This is a genomic window from Pseudomonas sp. S2_B07, assembly GCF_054668435.1.
Window position 1 is genome coordinate 524,771 of sequence record NZ_CP162769.1, and the last position, 20,824, is coordinate 545,594.

The window sequence follows — 20,824 nt, forward strand, 5'->3', positions numbered from 1 at the left end:
ACGCCCGTCGAGGTGGTGCGGTTCAACAGGTTGAATCATCAGGCCGTTACCTGCTCAAGGAATATCAGTTGCAACGGCTCTTCGAGCAGGTCATCTGCCGTGGCGGTGAAGCGCTGATACCAATGCATCGAAAAACGCGCAACCGCCCTCGCCTGATGAGTGAAATCAGAACCCCTCAAGAACAATCTTGCCCCGGGCTTTGCCGCTTTCGACCAGCGCATGGGCACGACGCATGTTTGCCGCATTGATCGCACCAAAGTGCTCGCCCACGGTGGTTTGCAGAACGCCTTGGTCAATAAGAGCGCTGACCCGATTGAGCAGATGATGCTGGTTGATCATGTCCGGGGTTTCGTACAGCGAGCGGGTGAACATCAGCTCCCAATGCAACGACAGCGACTTGCGCTTGAGCGGCATCACGTCGAGGCTGTCGGGATCGTCTATCACACCCAGACGCCCTTGCGGCTTGAGCACGTCGATCAGTTGTGCAAAGTGCTGTTCGGTGTGAGTCAGGCTGGCGACATAGTCGATCTCCGGCACGTCGAGCGCTTGCAACTGTGCGAGCAGTGGTTGGCTGTGATCGATCACGTGATGCGCGCCCAACTGCCGCACCCAATCAGCGGTTTCCTGGCGTGAGGCAGTTCCGATGACGGTAAGACGGGTCAACTGTCGGGCCAGCTGCACCAGCATCGATCCGACGCCCCCAGCCGCTCCAGTGATCAACAGGTACTTGCCCTCCCCTGCCCCCTCGGCGACACCGAGCCGGTCAAACAACAATTCCCAAGCAGTGATCGAGGTCAACGGCAACGCGGCCGCATCGGCTGCACTCAATGTACGAGGCTTGTGCCCGACGATCCGCTCATCGACCAAATGGAATTCGCTGTAGCTGCCGGTGCGGGCAATCGAGCCGGCATAGAACACTTCATCGCCCGGCTGAAACAACGTCACTTCAGAGCCGACCTCACGGACAATGCCTGTGGCATCCCAGCCGAGGATTTTCGGCTCTTTTGTGAAAGTTCCGGCGCGCACCTTGGTATCGACGGGATTCACTGACACCGCGCGAACTTCGACCAGAAGGTCCCGTGGGCCAGGTTTGGGCACCGAGAGACTGATGTCGATCAACGCTTGTGGATGGTCGATGGGCAAGGCGTGCTGGGTAAAGGTGATGGCTTTCATGGACACTCACTGTCTGAAGGGTGATGCACTCGTTTGCAGCCATCTTCGACTTCCCAAGTACAAAGAAAAACAAGCAAAATGCGCCAACACTTTCACTGCAGGAGTGAAAATGATCCGCATCGATGATCTTGGTTTATTCATCCGCAGCGCCGCACTGGGCAGTTTCACCGCAGCGGCGCTGGAGGCTGATCTACTGCCTGGTCAGGTCGCCGCCGCCATCAAACGTCTGGAACGCGAACTGGATGTGCGCCTGTTCGCCCGCACCACTCGCAGCCTGCGACTGACTGCCGAGGGCGAGCAATATCTGCCCACCGCCCACTCAGTGCTTGAGACCCTGAAGCAAGGCAAGGAAAACCTGCGTGGTGAGAACGCCACGCTGCGGGGCGTACTGCAAGTGACAGCGCCGTCCGATCTGGGGCGCAACATACTGCTGCCGTGGTTGACGCTGTTCCGCCGTCAGCATCCAGAATTGACGTTGCGTTTTTTCCTGTCGGACCAGATGGTCAATCTGTTTCGCGACCCGGTGGACGTGGCGATTCGATACGGCCCGAACGAAGACGCCAACTACGTGGCACTGCCGTTTGCACCCTGGAACCAGCGGGTGCTGGTTGCCTCGCCGGAGTATGTGCAACGCTGCGGTTCTCCCCAAACGCCGGATGACTTGAGCAAGCATCACTGCCTGCTCTATCTGCAAAATGGCCGGGTCTACGACAAGTGGAACCTGGGCGGGCAAACCGTGCAGGTTTCGGGGCCACTGTTCAGCGATGACGCCGATGTCGTGCGGCGCTGGTCATTGGAGGGTGAAGGTATCGCCAACAAATCGTGGCTGGATGTCAGTGCCGATATCGCCGCTGGGCGCCTGCTTGTGCTGCTGCCGGATTACCCCGGGGAAGCTTCTCCGTTGAGCCTGGTGTGCCCACATCGCAAGCAGATCAGCCCTGCGGTTTCTCAGCTTTATACGTGGTTGAGTGGTCAGTTTTCTGCGCTGGAGCCGAAACCAAGGAAAGAACTTGAGTTGATGCGAGAAGAACGCATGAAAGAGATTTATGACTTTCTGGATAATTGATAGACCCTACAATTTTCGCAGCCTATAAAAGCCGCCAGCTTTAAAATAAAAGACTTACTTCATTGACGGGAGTATTGCCCAATACCCCCGCCCTCCTCTCGGTTCAAACCGCCGCGTAACTATCCACTACACGCCGATACTGGCTGGGCGAAGCTCCGATGTGCTGACGGAAAAACCGTGTGAAATGACCTTGCTCGGAGAACCCGAGGTTCTCCGACAAAAGCCCCAGCGTTCCACTGCGCTCACGCTCAAGCCAGGCAAAAGCACGGCGCATGCGCGCGTCGTTAAGCAACAGGGTCGGCGTCATGCCGGTGTCTTTCTTGAACAGCGCAAAGAAGTGTGCCCGAGACAGACCACAGGCCCGCGCGGCGTTGTCGATCGGGTTCGGATCATCGAGGTGCTCAAGCAACCAGGCCGTGCCACGGCGCACGCGCGCATCCCGGAACTCACCTGTGTTGGGCGCACCCAGTAGAGACAAATGCCGCCAGCTGGAAAAGGCCTCGATCAGTTCGATCAGGAAGTCGAACAGCATGAACTCCAAGCGCTCTTTCGGCACGATCCCACAACCATGCGCTTCGGCGACCAGGATGTCGGCCAGGGTGCGATTTCGACTCGACAGCTCGATGCATGACTGGGCGAAAAAGTCCGGCCGACCGCTGAGCGCCAGCGACTGCTGGGCAGTGGCCAGCCAGGCGGGCTCGATGTAAAGCGCCAGGATAAGGGTGGCACCGGCACCCGGCTGCGGATCATAGAAATGCGGCTCCCAGGCGTTGACCAGCACCGCCGTGCGATCACTGAGCGGAACCCGCCGACCGTTAACGTTGAAGTAAGTGTCCTCGCCGGACACTTTGACCAGCACATGGCATTCGGAATGGGTATGGGTGACCAGCGAATGATCCATATTCAGCAAGGCGACCCGGCCAAACCTGCCGTGGAAAACCCGTTGGGCAATCGACATCAGATTCCTCCGCTCGCTTGAAGCGATATCGTTATCGGCCTCAATGCATATCATCGGGGCGCTTATCTATTTCACAAGCCCGTCGATCGGTCCATGGTTCAGCAACACTTGGCTGGCCACTATCGCGCGCGAATGACCGAGCGTCTACCTCGACTTTCGCAGCCCCCACGTTCGTCGGAAAAACCGCCTTACAAGGCATGGCGTTCTTTGCCGTGATAAACGCGCAGGATATCGGCCACCACCGCCAGAGCGATTTCCGCCGGGGCCTTGCTGCCCAGATCGAGGCCGATGGGCATGTGTAAACGGGCGATCTGTTCATCCGTCAGACCACCGATGCGTTTCAGCCGCTCGGCGCGCTTGGCCGACGTTGCCTGAGATCCCATGGCGCCGATGTAAAACGCCGGAGTGTGCACCGCTTCCATCAGCGCCAGGTCATCGATTCGCGGATCGTGAGTCAGCGCCACCACCGCGGTCGCCGCGTGGCAACCTCCGGCGGCAATGAACATCGAGGGCAGCACGCGTTGCATTTCCACACCTTCGAGTTGTACTTGCAGCATCTCTTCCCGGGGATCGCAGGCGATGACTTCGCAGCCGATGGCGCGGGCAAAACTGGCGCAGAATTCGGCGACCGGCGAGAGCCCCGCCAGAATCAGTCGTAACGCCGGGCCGACGCTGATGCGCACGCTTTCGTCGACGACTTGCACCCGCTCGCTGCCGTGTCCGGTGTCCGGGTCCAGGCGCAAGGCACCACTGCTCAGTTCGACGTGACGCAGCAGACGACGCTGACCCAGCAACGCTGCTTGCAGACTCTCCAGGTGGGCGATCCATTCGAGACTGGCAGCGCGGTGCTCGACCAGCACGATCAGCACGCCGCCACAGGGCAATCGCAGGCGGTGGCGTTGCTCGACGCTGTCGCCATAACTGACGATCTGCGCCGGTTCGCGTAACTCACCGCGCGTCAGGCTTTCGAGAAACTCCTCTTCGACGCAGCCACCCGACAGCGAGCCGACGTGTTCGCCTGTGCCATTGGTCACCAGCATCGCACCCGGCGCACGCGGTGCCGAGCCATAGGTGGAGAGCACCGTACATAGCCACTGGGCCTGCCCGGCGCGAGCCCATTGCAGTGCCTGGTCGATCACCTGAACATCGAGATGACGCATATTTTCTGTACCTCAAGCAAAGCGTGGTGCTGCATGCAGGGTTACGTTTACGGTAACCTGCGAGCAATCCTGTTCAATCGTTGATTCAACATGTCGCCACAACAGTTTTTGCAACTCGGGGCGCTGCGCCTGGAACATCGCCAACTGCCTCCGGCTGACCCATCGCGACCGACACTGGTGCTGTTGCACGAAGGCCTCGGCAGCGCCGACCAATGGAAAGACTTCCCCCTGCGCCTGGCCCAGGCCAGCGGTTACGGTGTGGTCACTTACAGCCGTCAGGGTTATGGGCAATCGAGCCCGGTAACCCTGCCGCGTCCGCTGAACTACCTGAGCAGCGACGGCCCTCGGGAACTGCGGCAATTGCTCGATGCCTTGCAACTGCCGCAAGTGGTCTTGCTCGGTCACAGTGACGGCGCATCCATCGTCCTTGCCTATGCCGCCACCAACGATCCACGCGTGTTGGGCAGCATCGCACTGGCCCCTCACGTGATTGTCGAGGCCGAGAGCCTCGATGGCATTCGCCACACCACCGAGGCTTGGCATCTGGGCGAACTGCGCGAGCGCCTGGCACGTCACCATGGGACAAATGTCGATGGCGCTTTTCACGGTTGGAGCGACAGTTGGTTGCACCCGGACTTTTCCTTGGATGATCTCGAAGCGCAGTTGGCTTATATCGAAAAGCCGTTGCTGGTCATTCAGGGTCGCGAAGACCACTACGCCACGCCCGAGCAACTGGTGGTCATCCAGCGACAGGTCGCTGGACCGTGCCGCTGTGTGTTGCTGGATAACTGTCGGCACTTTCCCCAGACCGAAGCGACCGAGCAGACCTTGCAGCTGATCTGCGAATTCCTGAAGCGCCTCCCCGCCTTTACTTGAAATTGCCTTGGGTTTCTGGAATCACCACGCTGCCGATCAGGTAGATCACCGACAGACCGACGGCGAACATCGCCAACACCATGGGGATCTGCGCCGGGCTGCCGCTGACCAGGGACACAAAGGTCGGCATGGTTCCGCCGAGGGCGAAACCGATGTTCCAGGACAATCCGGTGCCGCTGGCTCGCAGTTCGGTGGCAAAGCGTTCGTTGAGGAAGATCAGAATCGGCGCGATGATCGCCCCGCCCATGAAGCCTATGCCCACGCAATACAGCGCAGTGCGAGTCAGCGAACCCGGCTCGGCGACCCCAAGGAACATCATCGGCAGGCTCACCAGGTTGATCACACCCAGCAGCAAGAACGTCTTCTTGCGACCGATCAGGTCACTCAGGTAACCGAAGGCCAGTGCCCCGACAATGGTTGCCACCGCCCCGTACATGAGCAGCTGCGAAGTCTGCGTATGGGGCACTTTGGCGACCACGTTGAGCAATGTCGGCAGATAACCGCAGGCCAGGTAATACGTGGCACCGCCTCCGAACGTAATCAGCAGATTGACCAGCATCACGGCGCGGTACTCACGACCGAACAGACGCTTGAGTGGCGACACGACCACTACCGCCGGCCCCTTTGTTTTGCGGGCTTGTTGCAGTTGCCGCCAGACCGGGCTTTCATCCAGGTAACGGAACATCACCAGACCGAACAATGTGCTGAGCAGGCCGCAGAAGAACATGAAGCGCCAGCCCCAGACGTCAAATTCCTCCCCGGGAAAGATCTCTGACAACACCAGATAGGTGAATGACGCCAACAGCGCGCCCATGCCGGCACCGGCGCCACCGATCAACCCGGACATCAAGCCGCGATAGCGCGGCGAGATGGATTCGGTGCCGATGGTGTGAGTGGAGGCAACGATGCCGCCAACGAAAATGCCCTGAATTACACGTAATAGCAGGAACAGTATCGGGGCCAATATGCCGACCTGGTGAATGGTCGGCAAAGCACCAAACAGTGCCGTGGAAATACCAACGCCGACCATGGACACCATCAGCGCACGCTTGCGACCATGTTTGTCGGCATACGCGCCAAAGATCGCCGAGCCCAGCGGACGTACCAGCAAGGCCACGGCGAACGAGGCGTAAACGGCGGCCAGCGACAGTGTCGGGGTGTCCGAGGGGAAGAACAGGCGGCCGATGATCGGCGCCACATAGAGCAGAATGAACAGGTCAAACAAATCCAGCGCCCAACCGAATGTCGAGGCAAATGCCGCGAGCAAAGCCTTGCCCGGCGGAATCTGTGGTGTATCGATAGCGGCGCTGGTGGGTGATGCAGTTATTGTTGTTGTCGTCGTCATGGTTGCCTCACACAAACGGTGAATCGAAACGTTCTGCATCCCGGTGAACGGGTGCGGGTATTCAGCAGGTCAGCGGTAATACCTTGATGTGCCCTTTCAGTTGCATTGAAGGGGCGGCAGGCCCTGCTCCGTAAGGTGTACGCCGTTACCAACATACTCCCGGGCCTGTTCGCCGGTACGATTTACTCGCCGATAAACACGGCCGCACGCTTGCTGTGAAACGCTTCAACGCCTTCCTTGAAGTCCTTGGAGCTACGCAGACGGCTGTAGCAATGACCTTCCATTTCGATCGCGACGGTCAGCGGCGCATCTTCGTTGTCGTTGATCAGTTTTTTCGCCGTGCGTTGAGCCAACGGCGAGAAGCGGCGCAATTCATCGACCAACGCGTCGACGGTGCTTTCCAGTTCGGTATCCGGCACGACCTCGGTCGCAATACCCCAGGCGTAGGCCTGGTCGCCCGTGATGCGTTTGGCGCGCATCACCATGTGTTTGGTGCGGGTGATGCCGATGATTTTCTGCAGGCGCGCGGAGCCACCCGAGCCCGGGATCTGACCCAGGTTCTGCTCAGGCAAGGCGTAGCGAGTGGTTTGCGAAGCAATGCGGAAATCGCAGGCCAGGGACAGTTCGAAACCGACGCCGAAGGTGTAACCACGGTTGGCGACGATCACCGGTTTTTCGCAACGTGCCGGTGCCGCGACGTTCCAGGCCAGCTTCGAAACGTGCTCGGGCGAGGCTTCGAGGAAACCCTTGATGTCGCCGCCGCTGGAGAAGTGTTCACCCACCGAGCGCAGCACGATGACGCGCACGTCTTTGTGTGCATCGAGGGCTTCGAAGACCAAGCGCAATTGATCGCGCTGCCCCATGGAAATGACGTTCAATGGCGCGCGGTTGAGGATGATGTCGGCGCGCTCGCGGGACACATCGACTTCAACCTGGAAGCCATCGAACTGAGTGTCGAGAAATTGCTGGATCGCTTGTTGTTGCATGAGAGTGTCCTCTGGATGATTAGCTGATGGCCTTCAAGGCCTGTTCCTGAAATTCGGCCAGCAGCACGCGCCGCAGCACCTTGCCCACTGGAGATTTGGGAATCTGATCGATGAACTGGTACCGCCGTGGCCGCTTGAACTTGGCCAGGCCCGAAGCGATGCAATGGGCATCGAGGTCGCCTTCCGAGACCTCGGCGCGCGGCTTGATAAACGCGGCAATGATCTTGCCCCACTGCTCGTCGGGCAGACCGACCACCACCACTTCTTCCACTGCCGGGTGCAGAGAGAGCATGTTTTCGATTTCCGCCGGGCTGACGTTTTCGCCGCCGGTGATGATCAAGTCATCGACACGCCCCGTGACGAACAGATCGCCCTCCAGATCGAAGTAGCCGATGTCACCGGTGAAATACCATCCATCACGCAATGCCTTGGCGGTTGCATCGGGACGGTTCAGGTAGCCTTCGAACGCCTCGTCACTTGCCAGGTCGGCGATGATCTGGCCTTCTTCCAAGGGGTTAACCTGCACGTCGGCCGTTTCAGCATCGATCGGCACCACGCGCACGCGCTGGTTCATTGCACTGCGCCCTGAAGAACCGGGTTTACGGCTGGCCTGCTGGTCGATGGTGAAGGTGTAGATCTCCGAGCTGCCGTAATGATTGACGAACAATTGCGGCTGGAACGCCTGCTCGACACGACGCATCAAGCCGTCGCTCATCGGCGCACCGGCAAAGCCGATTTTCTCCACACTGGCAACTCGCTCGCGAGCAAAGGCCGGGTGTTCGATGAGCATGTGGTAGAGCGTCGGCACCAGGTAAAGGTTGCTGACTTTTTCCCGCTCGATGGCCTGCAGCGTGGCTTCCACGTCGAACTTCGGCACACAGACGAAATGTCCGTCGATCAGCGCCATGGACAGCAACGAACGCACGCCCATGGTGTGGTAAAGCGGCATGACACCCAGCGTGCACTCGCTCTGGCGGTAGAGGTTTTGCGCCACGTGGGCAACCGCCGCGGCGCGTTCGCAACGGTGCCGACGGGGCACGCCCTTGGGCTTGCTGGTGGTTCCGGAGGTGTAAAGCAGCAGTGAATAGTCTTCGGCATCGGCCTGCAAAATGATGCCGGAGGGGGTCTGCGAACACAGTTCCTCGAAACTCAGGTCGGTGTTGGCGGCACGAAGTCCGGCGGCGATCCGAGGCAGCCTTGTGGCGGCGCTGCAACCGGCCACGGCGGTCACGGTAGCGTCGTCGTAAGCCACTGCCCGGATTTGCGCATCTTCGATGCAGTAACCCAGTTCATCGGCCGTCGAACGCCAGTTCAACGGGGTCATGACGATGCCCGTAAACTGACAGGCCCAATGCAAGGTTGCCATCTGCCAGCGGTTTTGCATTGCTACCAGCAGTCGATCACCGCGTTGCAGCCCAAGGCATTGCAAGCCCCAAGCGGCGCTCTGGATATCGACGAACCAGTCTTCATAGGTTTTCTTCAACGCACCGTCACTGACCGCCACGGCGTGCGGCCGGCGTTCAACAGCAGCGAGGAAACTGCGTCCGAGATCGAACATTATTGTTATACCCCTTTGTTCGTTTGGCGCTGGGCAGCGACTTCGAGCACGGCCTGGACGATGCCGGTGTAGCCGGTGCAGCGACATAGATGCCCCGAAAGCATGTCGCGTACCTGGGTCTCGTCCGGGTTGGGTACCCGTTCGAGGAAATCCACGCAGGACATGAGAATGCCCGCAGTGCAAAAGCCGCACTGCAAGGCGTGATGACGGCGAAAGGCTTGTTGCAGGTCGCTCAGTGTGTCGTCGTCGGCCAGGGACTCGACGGTCTCGATACGCCGCTCGTGTCCCTGTACCGCGAGCATCAGGCAGGAACGCATGGCGACTCCGTCCACCAGCACCGTGCAGGCACCGCAGACACCGTGTTCGCATCCGACATGGACACCGGTGGCACCGAGGTCGTGGCGCAGGAAGTCGCACAGTTGGGTCCGCGGTTCGGCCAGCGCTTCGCGGGAGCGGCCATTGAGTTCCAGGCGAATCGGAAAGGTTTGGTCGGCAGTTACACGCATGTTCAGACTCCTTCGATCAGCTGATGACCCAGCTCGCGAATCAGTTGGCGGCGATAGGCAGCGCTGGCCTGCACGTCGTCTTGTGCATCGAGCGACCAGGCGGTTTGATTAAGCGCGTCCGGCAGCGCCGCACCACGAGGCAGGCTGCGACGTTGCGGACGGTCGGCGACGCCGCCGATGCCCAGTTCGACCTGATCCGCGCCGATGGCCGCGGCCAGGGAGACAATTGCAAAGTCGCCGTGGCGCATGGCGATCTCGCGGAAGCGATAGGTAATGCCTTCGCGTTTGAGCGGAAAACGCACCTCGACAACCAGTTCATCCGCACGCTTGTCTGTGGTGAGAATGCCTTGAAAGAAGTCGGCAGCCTTGACGGTGCGCTTGCCTTTTTTCGACTCAAGAACGATCTCGCCACCCAGCGTCACCAGGCACAGCGGTAACTCGGCGCTCGGGTCGGCATGAGCCACCGAGCCACAGACTGTGCCGCGATTACGCGTCTGGAAGTGACCGATCCAGGGCATCGCCAGTGCCAATAAAGGCACCTCGTCCATCAGGGTCGAACGCGCCAGCAACTGCGCCTGCCGCACCCCGGCACCTACCGCCAGACAATCCTTGCGCAGTTCGATATAGGCCAGGTCAGCCACATGATTGATATCGATCAGCAACTTGGGTTGAGCCAGTCGCATGTTCAGCACCGCCATCAGCGATTGGCCTCCGGCGATGATGCGAGCTTCCTGGCCATACTCGGCGAGCAACTCAACGACCTGACGACGGTTTTCAGCCCGAACGTAATCGAAAGCAGCCGGTTTCATTGCGCACCTCCCTTGCCAAACAGCGCGCCAAGCGAGGCCCGCAGGCGAGCCCACCAGCCGGTGGAGATGGCTTGGCCGCTGACCCGTTGTGACAGGCGAGTAAATATTTGTCCGATGATCACCTTCGAGGCCCCTTGCAACATTCGGCCGCCGACCGCGGCGACTTTGCCGCTGACCGCCACCTGGTATTGGTATTCCAGGCGTGTGTGGCCATTTTCCAGTTGGACGAACCGCACCTTGGCCTGCCCCTGGGCCGACCCCATCGAGCTGCTGCCGGAACCGGACAGACGCAATGAATGCGGCGGGTCCAGATCACTCAGGGCAACCTTGGCCTCGAAGCGCGCGCGGATCATGCCGACGCCGACGGTGACGTCTGCGCGGTAACGGTTTTCGCCTTCAAGTACGAGGTCGTGACAACCGGGAATGATCGCCGCCAGCGTCTGCGGGTCGAGCAAGGTGTCGAAGACCTGTTGCGGCGAAGCCGGAATCACCACCGAGTCGTTGGCCCGCAGTGCCGGTCCACCGGCAGGTGCTGCGTCGAGGTTGTCATCGGCCTCCATACCGGCTGGCCGTGGCGGCTCGTCGATGCCGATGAGCGTGCGTACTTTCGATGGCGTCAGTGGCAGACGGATGTCCGAGCGACCAAGGGCGTCGGCCACCGCGTTGGCGATACACACCGGCGTGCTCATATTGTTGCCCTCGCCCACACCCTTGGCGCCCAATGGGGTGAATGGCGATGGCGTTTCCATGTGCAGGATCATCGGTTCGATCACTTCCGGTGCGGTCGGCACCAGATAATCAGCGAAGGTTCCGCTGAGGAAGCTGCCGTCCTCGCCATAGGCGAACTCTTCCATCAGCGCCGCGCCGAGGCCTTGGGTGAAGCCGCCACGAATCTGGCCATCGACCAGCGCCGGGTTGAGCAGGCGGCCGGCGTCATGGCAGGTGACGTAGCGATCGATGTGGATCTCGCCGGTCATGCGGTCGATTTCCAGACCGCAGATGTCGAAGACAAAGCCGTAGCACAGCGAGCTGTTGACCTGATCCTGGTCGTCCGGTGCCTCCAATTGCGGCGGGCTCCAGAAGGCGGTTTCACGCAGACCGCCGTTTTCCCCTTCCGGCAGCAGGCCCGGCGACCAGTGGGTCGCACCGGCAATCCGATGGAATGGCGCCACCGCCCCGCCATTGACGACAAAAATCTTGCCGCCGGCGAAACGGATATCTTCGGGACTGGCCTGTAATTGCTCGGCGGCAATCGCGGCGAGGCGATCGCGGATCTTCAGCGCGGCCTTGTAGACGGTACCGGCCACGGCGCCGGCGAAGCGGCTGGAATAGTTGCCCGAGGCAATCGACCAGGCGTCCTTCTGGGTATCGAGCTCGACGTTGACCACGATGGACTCCAGCGCAACCCCAAGCACTTCGGCGACGACCTGAGCGACGGTGGTTTGATGGCCCTGCCCTTGCGGTGCCGAGGACACGTGCACACTGACGTCACCCAATGGGCCGACGTTGATGGTGGCGGTAGCGACAGCGCCGTTTTTCGGACCGGCCTTGCGCCGCTCTTCGGGTGTCATCGCGGTGGTGATGTAGCCCATGTTGGAAATCGACGGTTCGATGACCGCGGCATAACCAATGCCATAGATCCGGCCTTCGGCACGCGCCTGATCACGACGTTTGAGCAACTCGTCGAGACCGCCATCAGCCGCCGCCAAGGCAATGCCAGCCTGGTAATTGCCGGAATCGAGCAACGCACCGGCGGCCGCACGATAAGGGAAGGCATCGGCCGGCACCAGGTTGCGGCGGATCACGTCCAACGGATCAAGCTTCAACTGCACGGCGATGTGTTGCAGCAGCCGTTCAAGGGCGAAATACACCTGCGGGCCACCGAAACCACGGTTCAGGCCGGACGGGGTTTTGTTGGTCAGCACCACCCGGTTGCGCACTTGCAAATTACGGATCGCGTAGGCTCCCGTCAGGTTGCCGTGCATGCGATAGAACGTCGCTGGTTCGGGCGCTCTCAGGTAGGCACCACAATCGTCGATCTGGTCATAACGCAAAGCGGTGATGCGGCCATCGGCTTCTACCGCCGCTTCAATTTCGGTCACCCGATTGGTCGCCGAAGAAGCCCCCTGAAGATGTTCCAGACGGTCCTCGACCCACTTCACCGGTGCACCGACCTTGCGTGACGCCAGGCCCATCATCACCACGTAAGGGAAAACCCCTTGCTTGATGCCAAAGCTGCCGCCGGAATCTTTCGGTGTGCGCAAACGCAGGCGGTTGCCAGGCACATTCAGTGCCCGGGCCATAACTGTGTGCAACGCATAGGGGCCCTGGAAATTGGCCAGCACGTCATAAATGCCGGTGGCGCGCTCGTACTGAGCCAGCACCACATAGCATTCGATGGGTGTGCAGGAACTGCGCGGAAACTTTACTTTGAGCGAGACCTTGTGCGGCGCCTGCTCGAAGGCCTGCTCCGGCTCGCCATAACGAAAGCGCCGTTCGTTGACCACGTTGCTGCCGACTGCTTCATGCAGGATCGGCGCCTGTTCGGTGGTGGCCAGTTCGGGATCGATGATCGGGGGCAGCGGCTCGTATTCAACGCGCACACCTTCGATCGCGTCCTCGGCCAGATAGCGGCTCTCAGCGATCACCACAGCCACCGGTTCCCCGACGTAACGCACCTTGTCGACGGCGACGCACCAGTGCTCCATCGGCTGACGCACACCCACCGGGAACGGCAGCGCCCAGCGTTTGACGTCTTCGCCGACCAGCACGCCGTGCACGCCCTTCATCAGTAGCGCACGGGAAAAGTCTACCGAGGTGATTCGTGCGTGAGCGTGGGGTGAACGGATGATCGCCGCATGTAGCGTACCCGGAGGGATCGCAGCGTCATCGGCATAGCAGCCGAGGCCGCGCAACAATGCGGCGTCCTCGACACGGGTCTGACGGGCGCCGATGTGGCTGGTCGGGCTTTCGGTAGCAGGCTGGAAAGTAGTCATTTTTTTCGCGGCTCTTGTTGTTGTGCAGCGCGATAGCGTTAGAGCCGAGTGTGTGAGAAAGGCGCGGGGAGCGCCTTGCCTGAGGAGAGGGAGTTCTGCGCTGGGGTCTGGAAATTTGCCTTAGCGTCTGATTTTCAGGACTGGGACCCGACAGAATGGCCGGTCAGGGATGGGACGCTGGATGGCTCAGGAAAGCTTCGATGTCTGCATAGGGCATCGGTTTGGCGAAGTAATACCCCTGAAAAATATCGCAGCGGCTGCCCTTCAGGAAATCCACCTGAGACGCCGTTTCCACGCCTTCGGCGACCACCGTCAGGCCGAGGTGATGAGCCATGGAAATAATGCCTTGAGTGATCGCTGCGTCGTGATGGTCGGTGGCGATTTCCTGGATGAACGAGCGGTCAATCTTGATCTTGTCGATGGGCAAACGCTTGAGGTAGCTGAGGCTGGAAAAACCGGTGCCGAAATCATCGAGCGCAATGCGCACCCCCAACGCCTTGAGCCGGTGCAACGTGTCGATTGCCTGTTCAGCGTTATGCAACAGAAGCGACTCGGTGATCTCCAGCTCCAGCTGCTCACCACGCAGACCATGTTTATCCAGGGTGGCTTGAACACACTGGACGAACTGGCCACGCTGAAAATGCATCGGCGAAATATTCACGGCCATCGAGATGCCCGTGATGCCCTGCTCGCCTAGCTGGCGCAGCTGCGCGCAGGCCGTATCAAGTACCCAAAGGCTCAGCGGGATGATCTGACCACTGTCCTCTGCCACCGGCACAAACACCGCGGGTGAGATAAATCCTTTTTCCGGATGCTCCCAGCGCAGCAACGCTTCGATCCCGACCACCCGACCCGTGCGCGCGTCTATCTGCGGTTGATAATGCAGCTTGAACGACTGAGTTTCGATAGCCTTCTGCAGGTCATTGCGCAGGCTCGCATGCTCGCAAACCCGCTGATTAAGATCGCTGGTGTACCACTGAAAGTTGTTGCGCCCTTGCTGCTTGGCTTTGTACATGGCCATGTCAGCCTGCTGGATCAGCTGCATCGGCTGCTCGATGTGACCATCGCTCAGGGTGATGCCGATACTTGCACTCACATGCAGGTCAATGCCCTGGATGCAGTAGGGTCTGGCAATGCTGGCCATCAATCGCTCGGCTACTGGAACAACGTCCTCATCATGCAGCAGGTCCGGCAGCAGCACGATAAATTCATCACCGCCCATACGTACGACGGTATCACCGGGACGAACCTGCTGGGTCATACGCTGCGCCACCTCAATCAGCATCTGATCGCCGAAGTAGTGTCCGATCGAGTCGTTGATGGATTTAAATCCATCCAGATCAATGCACATCACTGCCAGACGACGCTTGCGCCGACGACTGACGTGACAATCCAGAACAAGCCGATCTTCAAGCGAAACACGGTTAAGCAAACCGGTCAGGCGGTCATGGCTGGCGTTGAAGCTCAACTGGCGCTCGAAATGCTTCTGCTCGCTGATGTCCCGGGCAATGCCAAATACCCCGACGATTTCTCCGTTGACCATGATCGGCAGGTTAGAGATGTCCATGGTCAGCAGTTTTTGACTCTCGTCGAGAACCCGTGCCTCGAAGCGCTGAGGTTTTCCGGCGCGGGCTGCGGAAAAATGCTGACTGACCCGTTCCAGGTCTTCTTCGAGTACCAGATGGGAAAAGTGATGACCAATGAAATCGGTTGCGGTGTGCGGTTTCAGCTTCAGGCCTGCCGGATTCACACTCTGGATGTTGCCGGCCAGATCGAGGGCGAACACCGGGTTGGGGTTGTAAGTGAACAATGAACGAAAACGCTGTTCGCTTTCCTCCAGACGTTGGCCGTCACGCTCATGGCGAATCGCAATGACTGCCAGTTGGGCCGCGCAGCCCAGTCGTTGAATCTGCGCTTTATCCGGCGAGTGGGTCCGGCTCTGGTACAGAGCAAATGTACCCAACACACGTCCTTGATGGGAGAACAAAGGCACCGACCAGCAGGAACGCAGGTTATGCCCCAGCGCCAGGCTGCGGAAACGCTCCCAGTTCGGGTCCCGGGCGATGTCTTCGGTGACCACCAATTCGCGCCGGAACGCTGCGGCGCCGCAGGTTCCTTCCTGTGGACCAATGGCCATTCCATGAATCGCCTCGTTGTACTCGGCTGGCAGGCCGGGCGCCGCGCCGCTCAGCAAGTGTCTGCCATCGGCATCAGTGAGCAGGATCGAGCACACGGTTTCGGGGGCCTGTGCGTCGAGCATCTGGCAGATAGCGCAGAGTATGTCGCCCAGGTGATGATCGGTCGCGATCATACCGAGAATGTCACGTTGCGACTCGGGGAAGGTCTTGCTGTGAAAGCTTGGACGAGTATTCACGGTGGTTCCTGAAGACTCTCGAGGTCGTCCGGTCTTCAGAGAGCCAAAAATAGTGGCGGCCGATCACTGTCCACTAGTGCGTCGGACGCGCACTCTATAGAGCGCCAGCTAACTAATAAAAGGCTCAGATCCAAGATAAAAAACAGTATCAGATTGCCGCCGCTTGGCTGGAATGGTCGGGGTGCTTGGCCGTTTTGATGTTCTGCTGGCCGGACAGTCCTGAAGCTGCAGCCCGGTTGCCATGAACATGGCCCGATGAACATTTCCACGGCAATAGCCTTCGGACCTGCCGCAAAACATAGTAATGGCCTGCCTATGAACATATGACATGGCCCATAAGTTAAATTATGTGTCTGGGTGGAACCTCTACCGAGGTCTTCTCTTGTATTCATGAAATACCAAGCTCATGAACACAAACCCTGGCAACGAACTTCGCCTACGTGACACCGAAGTACTTTATAGATCTCAGAAACCACCTGCATCGTTGCCTCTTCGATCGTTCCTTCATTACGGCATAAAACCCAGCCGTAATCTGCAATCGCTTGCTCGAACGCCTCAGTACACGCGACATGTTCTTCCAGCTTATGGATCACCGTACTGCTCAGCCCACGCCGTCGTGCTGCTGCCCTTGCCCACGAAATTTCAGGGTTGGTGACAACCCCGACATGCAGGTCTGGCACTTGCACGTTTCGATCAATGTTCAACTGCAGAATCTCTGCAAACGGGATTGTCCGGCGAAACGCGGCATCAGATGGGTACCAGCGATCGATCAAGATGATGCTGTCCGTTGGCTGTTTGGCCAGAACGTGCTGCGAAATCCAGATACGGCTATCAGCAAGGCGCTCACAAACCTCCAACTCCAAGTCGCGGGTGGGATTTCTGACGAGCTTGTTTACCAGGGCCATTGTTTCACCCCGATAGGGATCGCTTTTTTGCTCGGAAAGCCGGATCACCTTTTTGTTGTCGGCCCTCAGTGCTTTCGTAACGGCTTCCAACAGTGTGGTTTTGCCAGTTCCCTTGGGCCCATCTAGAGAAACAAACAGCGGACGATTCATTGTTGAGTATCGATTGATATACGGTTTTTTTTGCCTGATTCGTGCGCAGGAAACGCTTGGCGTGACGACACGAATCGAGTGGAGGGCCTTGTTAACAGGCGTTGATGAGCACTCTAACTTAGTTTCTGCGTCGGGATCACGTCCTGGATAGCCCTGACCTTACTGGAAGAAAGAAGACCAGCAGCTGTTTGAAACGCTGCGGTTGTTTGGGGTATTGAAGCGGACTCATTCAGTCCCGAGGGCGGATTCGAAAAAGAACATCGCCCAGACGATGTGTCTGGGTGGAACTTCCTTCGCTTGGGGTTATAGTCCCCTACGGAAAATGATCTGAGTGACGTCAACATGAAAACGCTCACGGCCCTTTTCACCTGCCTGCTCGCCAGCATCAGCGCGGCGACATTCTCTTGCGCCAATGCCGCATCACCTTCGCGAACCTACAAGACCAGCTTCGACTGTGCCAGCGCCAGAGCCCCTGTAGAAAAACTCATTTGCCGCGATCCACAACTGGCACAGATGGACGTTGAACTGACGCGTCTCTATCGCCTGGCGCTTACGGATGAACACTCCGTACCGCCTCCCGACAAAGTCATCATCGACCAGCAATTCTGGATCGACGCCCGCAACCAGTGTGGCGCCGGGTCCGAGGGCAAGGCATGCACGATCCGCAGTTATGCCCAGCGTGCCTACCAGCTGCGTCAAGGCTCGGCCATTGTGCGAACCAAGGATCCAGACCGGCTGACCGAAGGCCCTCAGGTGTTTCGTTGCGCCGGGTTTAACGTGCCGGTTGCCGCGACTTTCTTTAATACGCAGCCGGGTGTCGTATACCTGAAATGGGCGAACATTTCGGTCACCCTCATCCAGGTGCAAAGCTATTCAGGAACTCAATACACCGGCAAGGATGTCTTGGGGAACTACAGCTTTCGGCAAAACGAAAACGGGGTGTTTTTCCAGAAACCGGGCTCTGGAGAAATGAACTGTACGGCCGAGCCGGTCAGCTGAAGGCTCTGGCGATATCCGGTCTGCATCTGTCGCTCCAACCGCTCTGGGACCATGATCTTGCTCGCTTGAGCAGGCGACCGCACATCGCATGCATTTAAGTGACGCCTCAAATGTGTCGACAATACTGTTGATGCGCCCCGCATAAATCATTATATTCCGCCTAGATAACGAGATAGTGTCGACAATCGGCATCGCAGCTAGCTCAGAACAGCTTTTGTAGGAGCCGTTGCTCCAGTGGTTACGGTGGTCACCCTCGATCGCTGAGCAACGGCTCCTACTTTTATTTTTTCGGACACAACCCGGGCGGCTTTTCGCCCAACACGCGGTATGACAGGAGAAACCCAGTGCTTGAGACCTACGTACAACAATTACAAGCACGTGCCGAGCAAGGGCTTCCACCCTTGGCGCTGAATGCCGAACAAACGGCAGGCCTGGTTGAGCTGCTGAAGAATCCTCCGGCTGGCGAAGAAGCTTTCCTCGTTGACCTGATCACCCATCGCGTTCCACCTGGCGTGGACGAAGCGGCCTATGTCAAGGCCGGCTTCCTGTCTGCCCTCGCCAAAGGAGAAGCCAAATCCCCCCTGATCGACAAGAAGCGCGCTGTAGAACTGCTCGGCACCATGCAGGGCGGCTACAACATCGTGACCCTGGTCAACCTGCTGGACGACGCCGAACTGGCACCCGTGGCGGCCGAAGAACTCAAGCACACCCTGCTGATGTTCGACGCCTTCCACGACGTCGCTGAACGCGCCAAAAACGGTAACGTTCACGCACAAGGCGTGCTGCAATCCTGGGCTGACGGCGAGTGGTTCAAGAACCGCCCTGTTCTGGCCGACAAGATCAGCCTGCGCGTATTCAAGGTCACTGGCGAAACCAACACCGACGACCTGTCCCCTGCCCCGGACGCCTGGTCCCGCCCGGACATCCCGTTGCACGCCCTGGCCATGCTGAAAATGGCCCGCGACGGCATCGTACCGGACGAGCAAGGCGTCACCGGTCCGATGAAGCAGATCGAGGAAATGCGCGGTCAAGGCTTCCCGATCGCTTACGTCGGTGACGTGGTGGGTACCGGTTCGTCGCGTAAATCCGCGACCAACTCGGTGCTGTGGTTCTTCGGCGACGACGTTCCGTTCGTGCCGAACAAGCGTGCCGGCGGTTTCTGCTTCGGCAACAAGATCGCCCCGATCTTCTACAACACCATGGAAGACGCCGGCGCCCTGCCGATCGAATTTGATGTGTCCAACATGCACATGGGCGATGTGATCGACCTGTACCCGCACGCAGGCAAAGTCTGCAAGCACGGCACTGACGACGTCATCACCACCTTCGAAATGAAGACCCCGGTGCTGTTGGACGAAGTCCGTGCCGGCGGTCGAATCCCGCTGATCATCGGCCGTGGCCTGACCGAAAAGGCGCGTGCCGAGCTGGGCCTGCCGCCTTCGGATCTGTTCAAGAAGCCTGAGGCGCCGGCAGAAAGCACCAAGGGTTATACCCTGGCGCAGAAAATGGTCGGCAAGGCGTGCGGCGTAGCCGGTGTGCGTCCTGGCACCTACTGCGAACCAAAGATGACCACCGTGGGTTCTCAGGACACCACCGGCCCTATGACCCGTGACGAACTGAAAGACCTGGCGTGTTTGGGCTTCTCGACCGATCTGGTGATGCAGTCCTTCTGCCACACCGCGGCTTACCCCAAGCCTGTCGATGTCACGACTCACCACACCCTACCGGACTTCATGCGCAACCGCGGTGGCGTATCGCTCAAGCCGGGCGACGGCATCATCCACAGCTGGTTGAACCGCATGCTGCTGCCAGACACCGTCGGCACCGGTGGTGACTCGCACACCCGTTTCCCGATCGGTATTTCATTCCCGGCCGGCTCCGGTCTGATCGCGTTCGCCGCGGCCACCGGCGTTATGCCGCTGGACATGCCGGAATCGGTTCTGGTGCGTTTCAAAGGCAAGATGCAACCGGGCATCACCCTGCGAGACCTGGTCCATTCGATCCCTTACTACGCCATCAAGGCCGGTCTGCTGACCGTGGAAAAGAAAGGCAAGGTCAACGCTTTCTCCGGCCGCATCCTGGAAATCGAAGGCCTGGACAACCTGACCGTCGAGCAAGCGTTCGAGCTGTCTGACGCCTCGGCCGAACGTTCGGCTGCCGGCTGCACCATCAAGCTCCCGGAAAAGGCCATTGCCGAGTACCTGACCTCGAACATCACCCTGCTGCGCTGGATGATCGGCGAAGGCTACGGCGATGCACGCACCCTGGAACGCCGTGCTCAAGCGATGGAAGCCTGGCTGGCCAACCCTGAGCTGCTGGTGGCGGACAAAGACGCCGAGTACGCCGAAATCATCGAGATCGATCTGGCTGAGATCACTCAACCGATTCTGTGCGCACCGAACGACCCGGACGACGCCCGTCTGTTGTCGACCGCTGAAGGTCAGAAGATCGACGAAGTGTTCATCGGTTCGTGCATGACCAACATCGGTCACTTCCGCGCAGCCGGTAAGCTGCTGGAGCAGGTCGACGGTCAGTTGCCAACCCGTCTGTGGCTGTCGCCGCCGACCAAGATGGACGCACACCAGCTGACCGAAGAAGGTTACTACGGCATCTATAACAAGGCCGGCGCGCGCATGGAGATGCCGGGCTGCTCGCTGTGCATGGGTAACCAGGCACGTGTAGAGCCGAATTCGACTGTGGTGTCGACGTCGACCCGTAACTTCCCGAACCGTCTGGGTGATGGCGCGAACGTCTACCTGGCTTCGGCCGAGCTGGCGTCCGTGGCGTCCATCCTGGGTCGCCTGCCGACCGTCGAGGAGTACATGGAATACGCTGGCAAGATCGACAGCATGGCGGCTGATGTCTACCGCTACCTGTCCTTCGACCAGATCGCCGAGTTCCGTGAAGCTGCTGCGAACGCGAACATTCCGGTGGTTCAAGCCTAACGCTGCAACGCAATGGAA

15 protein-coding genes are annotated in these 20,824 nt (G+C 59.4%); 4 read left to right on the top strand and 11 right to left on the bottom strand.

The features are described from left to right. Positions 1-165 precede the first annotated feature (165 nt). Positions 166-1,173, bottom strand: a complete 1,008-nt coding sequence (locus AB4N43_RS02505; protein ID WP_064596702.1) for a zinc-binding alcohol dehydrogenase family protein — start codon at positions 1,171-1,173, stop codon at positions 166-168. Positions 1,174-1,282: 109 nt separating this feature from the next. On the opposite strand from AB4N43_RS02505, the gene AB4N43_RS02510 reads away from it, so the two are divergent. Beyond that, a complete protein-coding gene (locus AB4N43_RS02510) occupies positions 1,283-2,239 on the top strand; it encodes a LysR family transcriptional regulator (protein WP_460153061.1) in 957 nt (318 codons plus the stop codon). 103 nt (positions 2,240-2,342) lie between these two features. On the opposite strand, the gene AB4N43_RS02515 is transcribed toward AB4N43_RS02510, so the two are convergent. Continuing rightward, the gene (locus AB4N43_RS02515; RefSeq protein ID WP_408600870.1) at positions 2,343-3,197 is read right to left on the bottom strand and encodes a helix-turn-helix transcriptional regulator; all 855 of its coding nucleotides are present in this window, start codon (positions 3,195-3,197) and stop codon (positions 2,343-2,345) included. Between the two features lie 188 nt (positions 3,198-3,385). After that, positions 3,386-4,357, bottom strand: a complete 972-nt coding sequence (locus AB4N43_RS02520; protein WP_274075205.1) for an XdhC family protein — start codon at positions 4,355-4,357, stop codon at positions 3,386-3,388. Between the two features lie 90 nt (positions 4,358-4,447). On the opposite strand from AB4N43_RS02520, the gene AB4N43_RS02525 reads away from it, so the two are divergent. After that, the gene (locus AB4N43_RS02525; RefSeq protein WP_116642249.1) at positions 4,448-5,233 is read left to right on the top strand and encodes an alpha/beta fold hydrolase; all 786 of its coding nucleotides are present in this window, start codon (positions 4,448-4,450) and stop codon (positions 5,231-5,233) included. Here AB4N43_RS02525 and AB4N43_RS02530 read toward each other — a convergent pair. From AB4N43_RS02530 to AB4N43_RS02565, 8 genes are all read right to left on the bottom strand, one after another. Then, on the bottom strand, positions 5,226-6,578 hold the full coding sequence (locus AB4N43_RS02530; RefSeq protein WP_460153064.1) for an MFS transporter: 1,353 nt from the start codon (positions 6,576-6,578) through the stop codon (positions 5,226-5,228). The two genes, AB4N43_RS02525 and AB4N43_RS02530, sit on opposite strands and share 8 nt — an antisense overlap. A gap of 182 nt (positions 6,579-6,760) precedes the next feature. After that, positions 6,761-7,564 carry an enoyl-CoA hydratase/isomerase family protein gene (locus tag AB4N43_RS02535; RefSeq protein WP_133839517.1) on the bottom strand — a complete coding sequence of 268 codons (804 nt, stop codon included), beginning with the start codon at positions 7,562-7,564 and terminating at the stop codon, positions 6,761-6,763. A 19-nt stretch (positions 7,565-7,583) separates the two neighbouring features. Beyond that, a complete protein-coding gene (locus tag AB4N43_RS02540) occupies positions 7,584-9,122 on the bottom strand; it encodes an AMP-binding protein (protein ID WP_194940048.1) in 1,539 nt (512 codons plus the stop codon). A 5-nt stretch (positions 9,123-9,127) separates the two neighbouring features. Next, a complete protein-coding gene (locus tag AB4N43_RS02545) occupies positions 9,128-9,628 on the bottom strand; it encodes a (2Fe-2S)-binding protein (protein ID WP_008060977.1) in 501 nt (166 codons plus the stop codon). Between the two features lie 2 nt (positions 9,629-9,630). After that, positions 9,631-10,437 carry an FAD binding domain-containing protein gene (locus AB4N43_RS02550; RefSeq protein ID WP_194940047.1) on the bottom strand — a complete coding sequence of 269 codons (807 nt, stop codon included), beginning with the start codon at positions 10,435-10,437 and terminating at the stop codon, positions 9,631-9,633. Continuing rightward, complete coding sequence (locus tag AB4N43_RS02555; protein ID WP_460153067.1) at positions 10,434-13,433, bottom strand: xanthine dehydrogenase family protein molybdopterin-binding subunit; 3,000 nt, start codon at positions 13,431-13,433, stop codon at positions 10,434-10,436. The genes AB4N43_RS02550 and AB4N43_RS02555 overlap by 4 nt, the downstream gene beginning before the upstream one ends. 163 nt (positions 13,434-13,596) lie before the next feature. Next, positions 13,597-15,807, bottom strand: a complete 2,211-nt coding sequence (locus tag AB4N43_RS02560) for a putative bifunctional diguanylate cyclase/phosphodiesterase (protein WP_460153069.1) — start codon at positions 15,805-15,807, stop codon at positions 13,597-13,599. 404 nt (positions 15,808-16,211) lie between these two features. Then, positions 16,212-16,862: a dTMP kinase gene (locus tag AB4N43_RS02565; RefSeq protein ID WP_027923164.1), complete on the bottom strand. Its 651-nt coding sequence runs from the start codon at positions 16,860-16,862 to the stop codon at positions 16,212-16,214. Between the two features lie 342 nt (positions 16,863-17,204). Here AB4N43_RS02565 and AB4N43_RS02570 point away from each other — a divergent pair, with 342 nt between their 5' ends. Both AB4N43_RS02570 and acnB read left to right on the top strand, forming a co-directional pair. Continuing rightward, positions 17,205-17,861: an MliC family protein gene (locus tag AB4N43_RS02570; protein ID WP_460153071.1), complete on the top strand. Its 657-nt coding sequence runs from the start codon at positions 17,205-17,207 to the stop codon at positions 17,859-17,861. 344 nt (positions 17,862-18,205) lie between these two features. After that, positions 18,206-20,806, top strand: a complete 2,601-nt coding sequence (gene acnB / locus AB4N43_RS02575) for a bifunctional aconitate hydratase 2/2-methylisocitrate dehydratase (RefSeq protein ID WP_460153072.1) — start codon at positions 18,206-18,208, stop codon at positions 20,804-20,806. Positions 20,807-20,824: the final 18 nt, after the last annotated feature.

Excerpts from the sequence above, each read along its gene's own strand:
- AB4N43_RS02520 (WP_274075205.1), bottom strand. The coding sequence starts at position 4,357 with ATGCGTCATCTCGATGTTCAGGTGATCGACCAGGCACTGCAATGGGCT.
- AB4N43_RS02570 (WP_460153071.1), top strand. The coding sequence starts at position 17,205 with ATGAAAACGCTCACGGCCCTTTTCACCTGCCTGCTCGCCAGCATCAGC.
- AB4N43_RS02515 (WP_408600870.1), bottom strand. The coding sequence starts at position 3,197 with ATGTCGATTGCCCAACGGGTTTTCCACGGCAGGTTTGGCCGGGTCGCC.
- AB4N43_RS02565 (WP_027923164.1), bottom strand. The coding sequence starts at position 16,862 with ATGAATCGTCCGCTGTTTGTTTCTCTAGATGGGCCCAAGGGAACTGGC.
- AB4N43_RS02535 (WP_133839517.1), bottom strand. The coding sequence starts at position 7,564 with ATGCAACAACAAGCGATCCAGCAATTTCTCGACACTCAGTTCGATGGC.
- AB4N43_RS02530 (WP_460153064.1), bottom strand. The coding sequence starts at position 6,578 with ATGACGACGACAACAACAATAACTGCATCACCCACCAGCGCCGCTATC.
- AB4N43_RS02550 (WP_194940047.1), bottom strand. The coding sequence starts at position 10,437 with ATGAAACCGGCTGCTTTCGATTACGTTCGGGCTGAAAACCGTCGTCAG.
- AB4N43_RS02545 (WP_008060977.1), bottom strand. The coding sequence starts at position 9,628 with ATGCGTGTAACTGCCGACCAAACCTTTCCGATTCGCCTGGAACTCAAT.
- AB4N43_RS02540 (WP_194940048.1), bottom strand. The coding sequence starts at position 9,122 with ATGTTCGATCTCGGACGCAGTTTCCTCGCTGCTGTTGAACGCCGGCCG.
- AB4N43_RS02525 (WP_116642249.1), top strand. The coding sequence starts at position 4,448 with ATGTCGCCACAACAGTTTTTGCAACTCGGGGCGCTGCGCCTGGAACAT.
- AB4N43_RS02505 (WP_064596702.1), bottom strand. The coding sequence starts at position 1,173 with ATGAAAGCCATCACCTTTACCCAGCACGCCTTGCCCATCGACCATCCA.
- AB4N43_RS02510 (WP_460153061.1), top strand. The coding sequence starts at position 1,283 with ATGATCCGCATCGATGATCTTGGTTTATTCATCCGCAGCGCCGCACTG.
- AB4N43_RS02555 (WP_460153067.1), bottom strand. The coding sequence starts at position 13,433 with ATGACTACTTTCCAGCCTGCTACCGAAAGCCCGACCAGCCACATCGGC.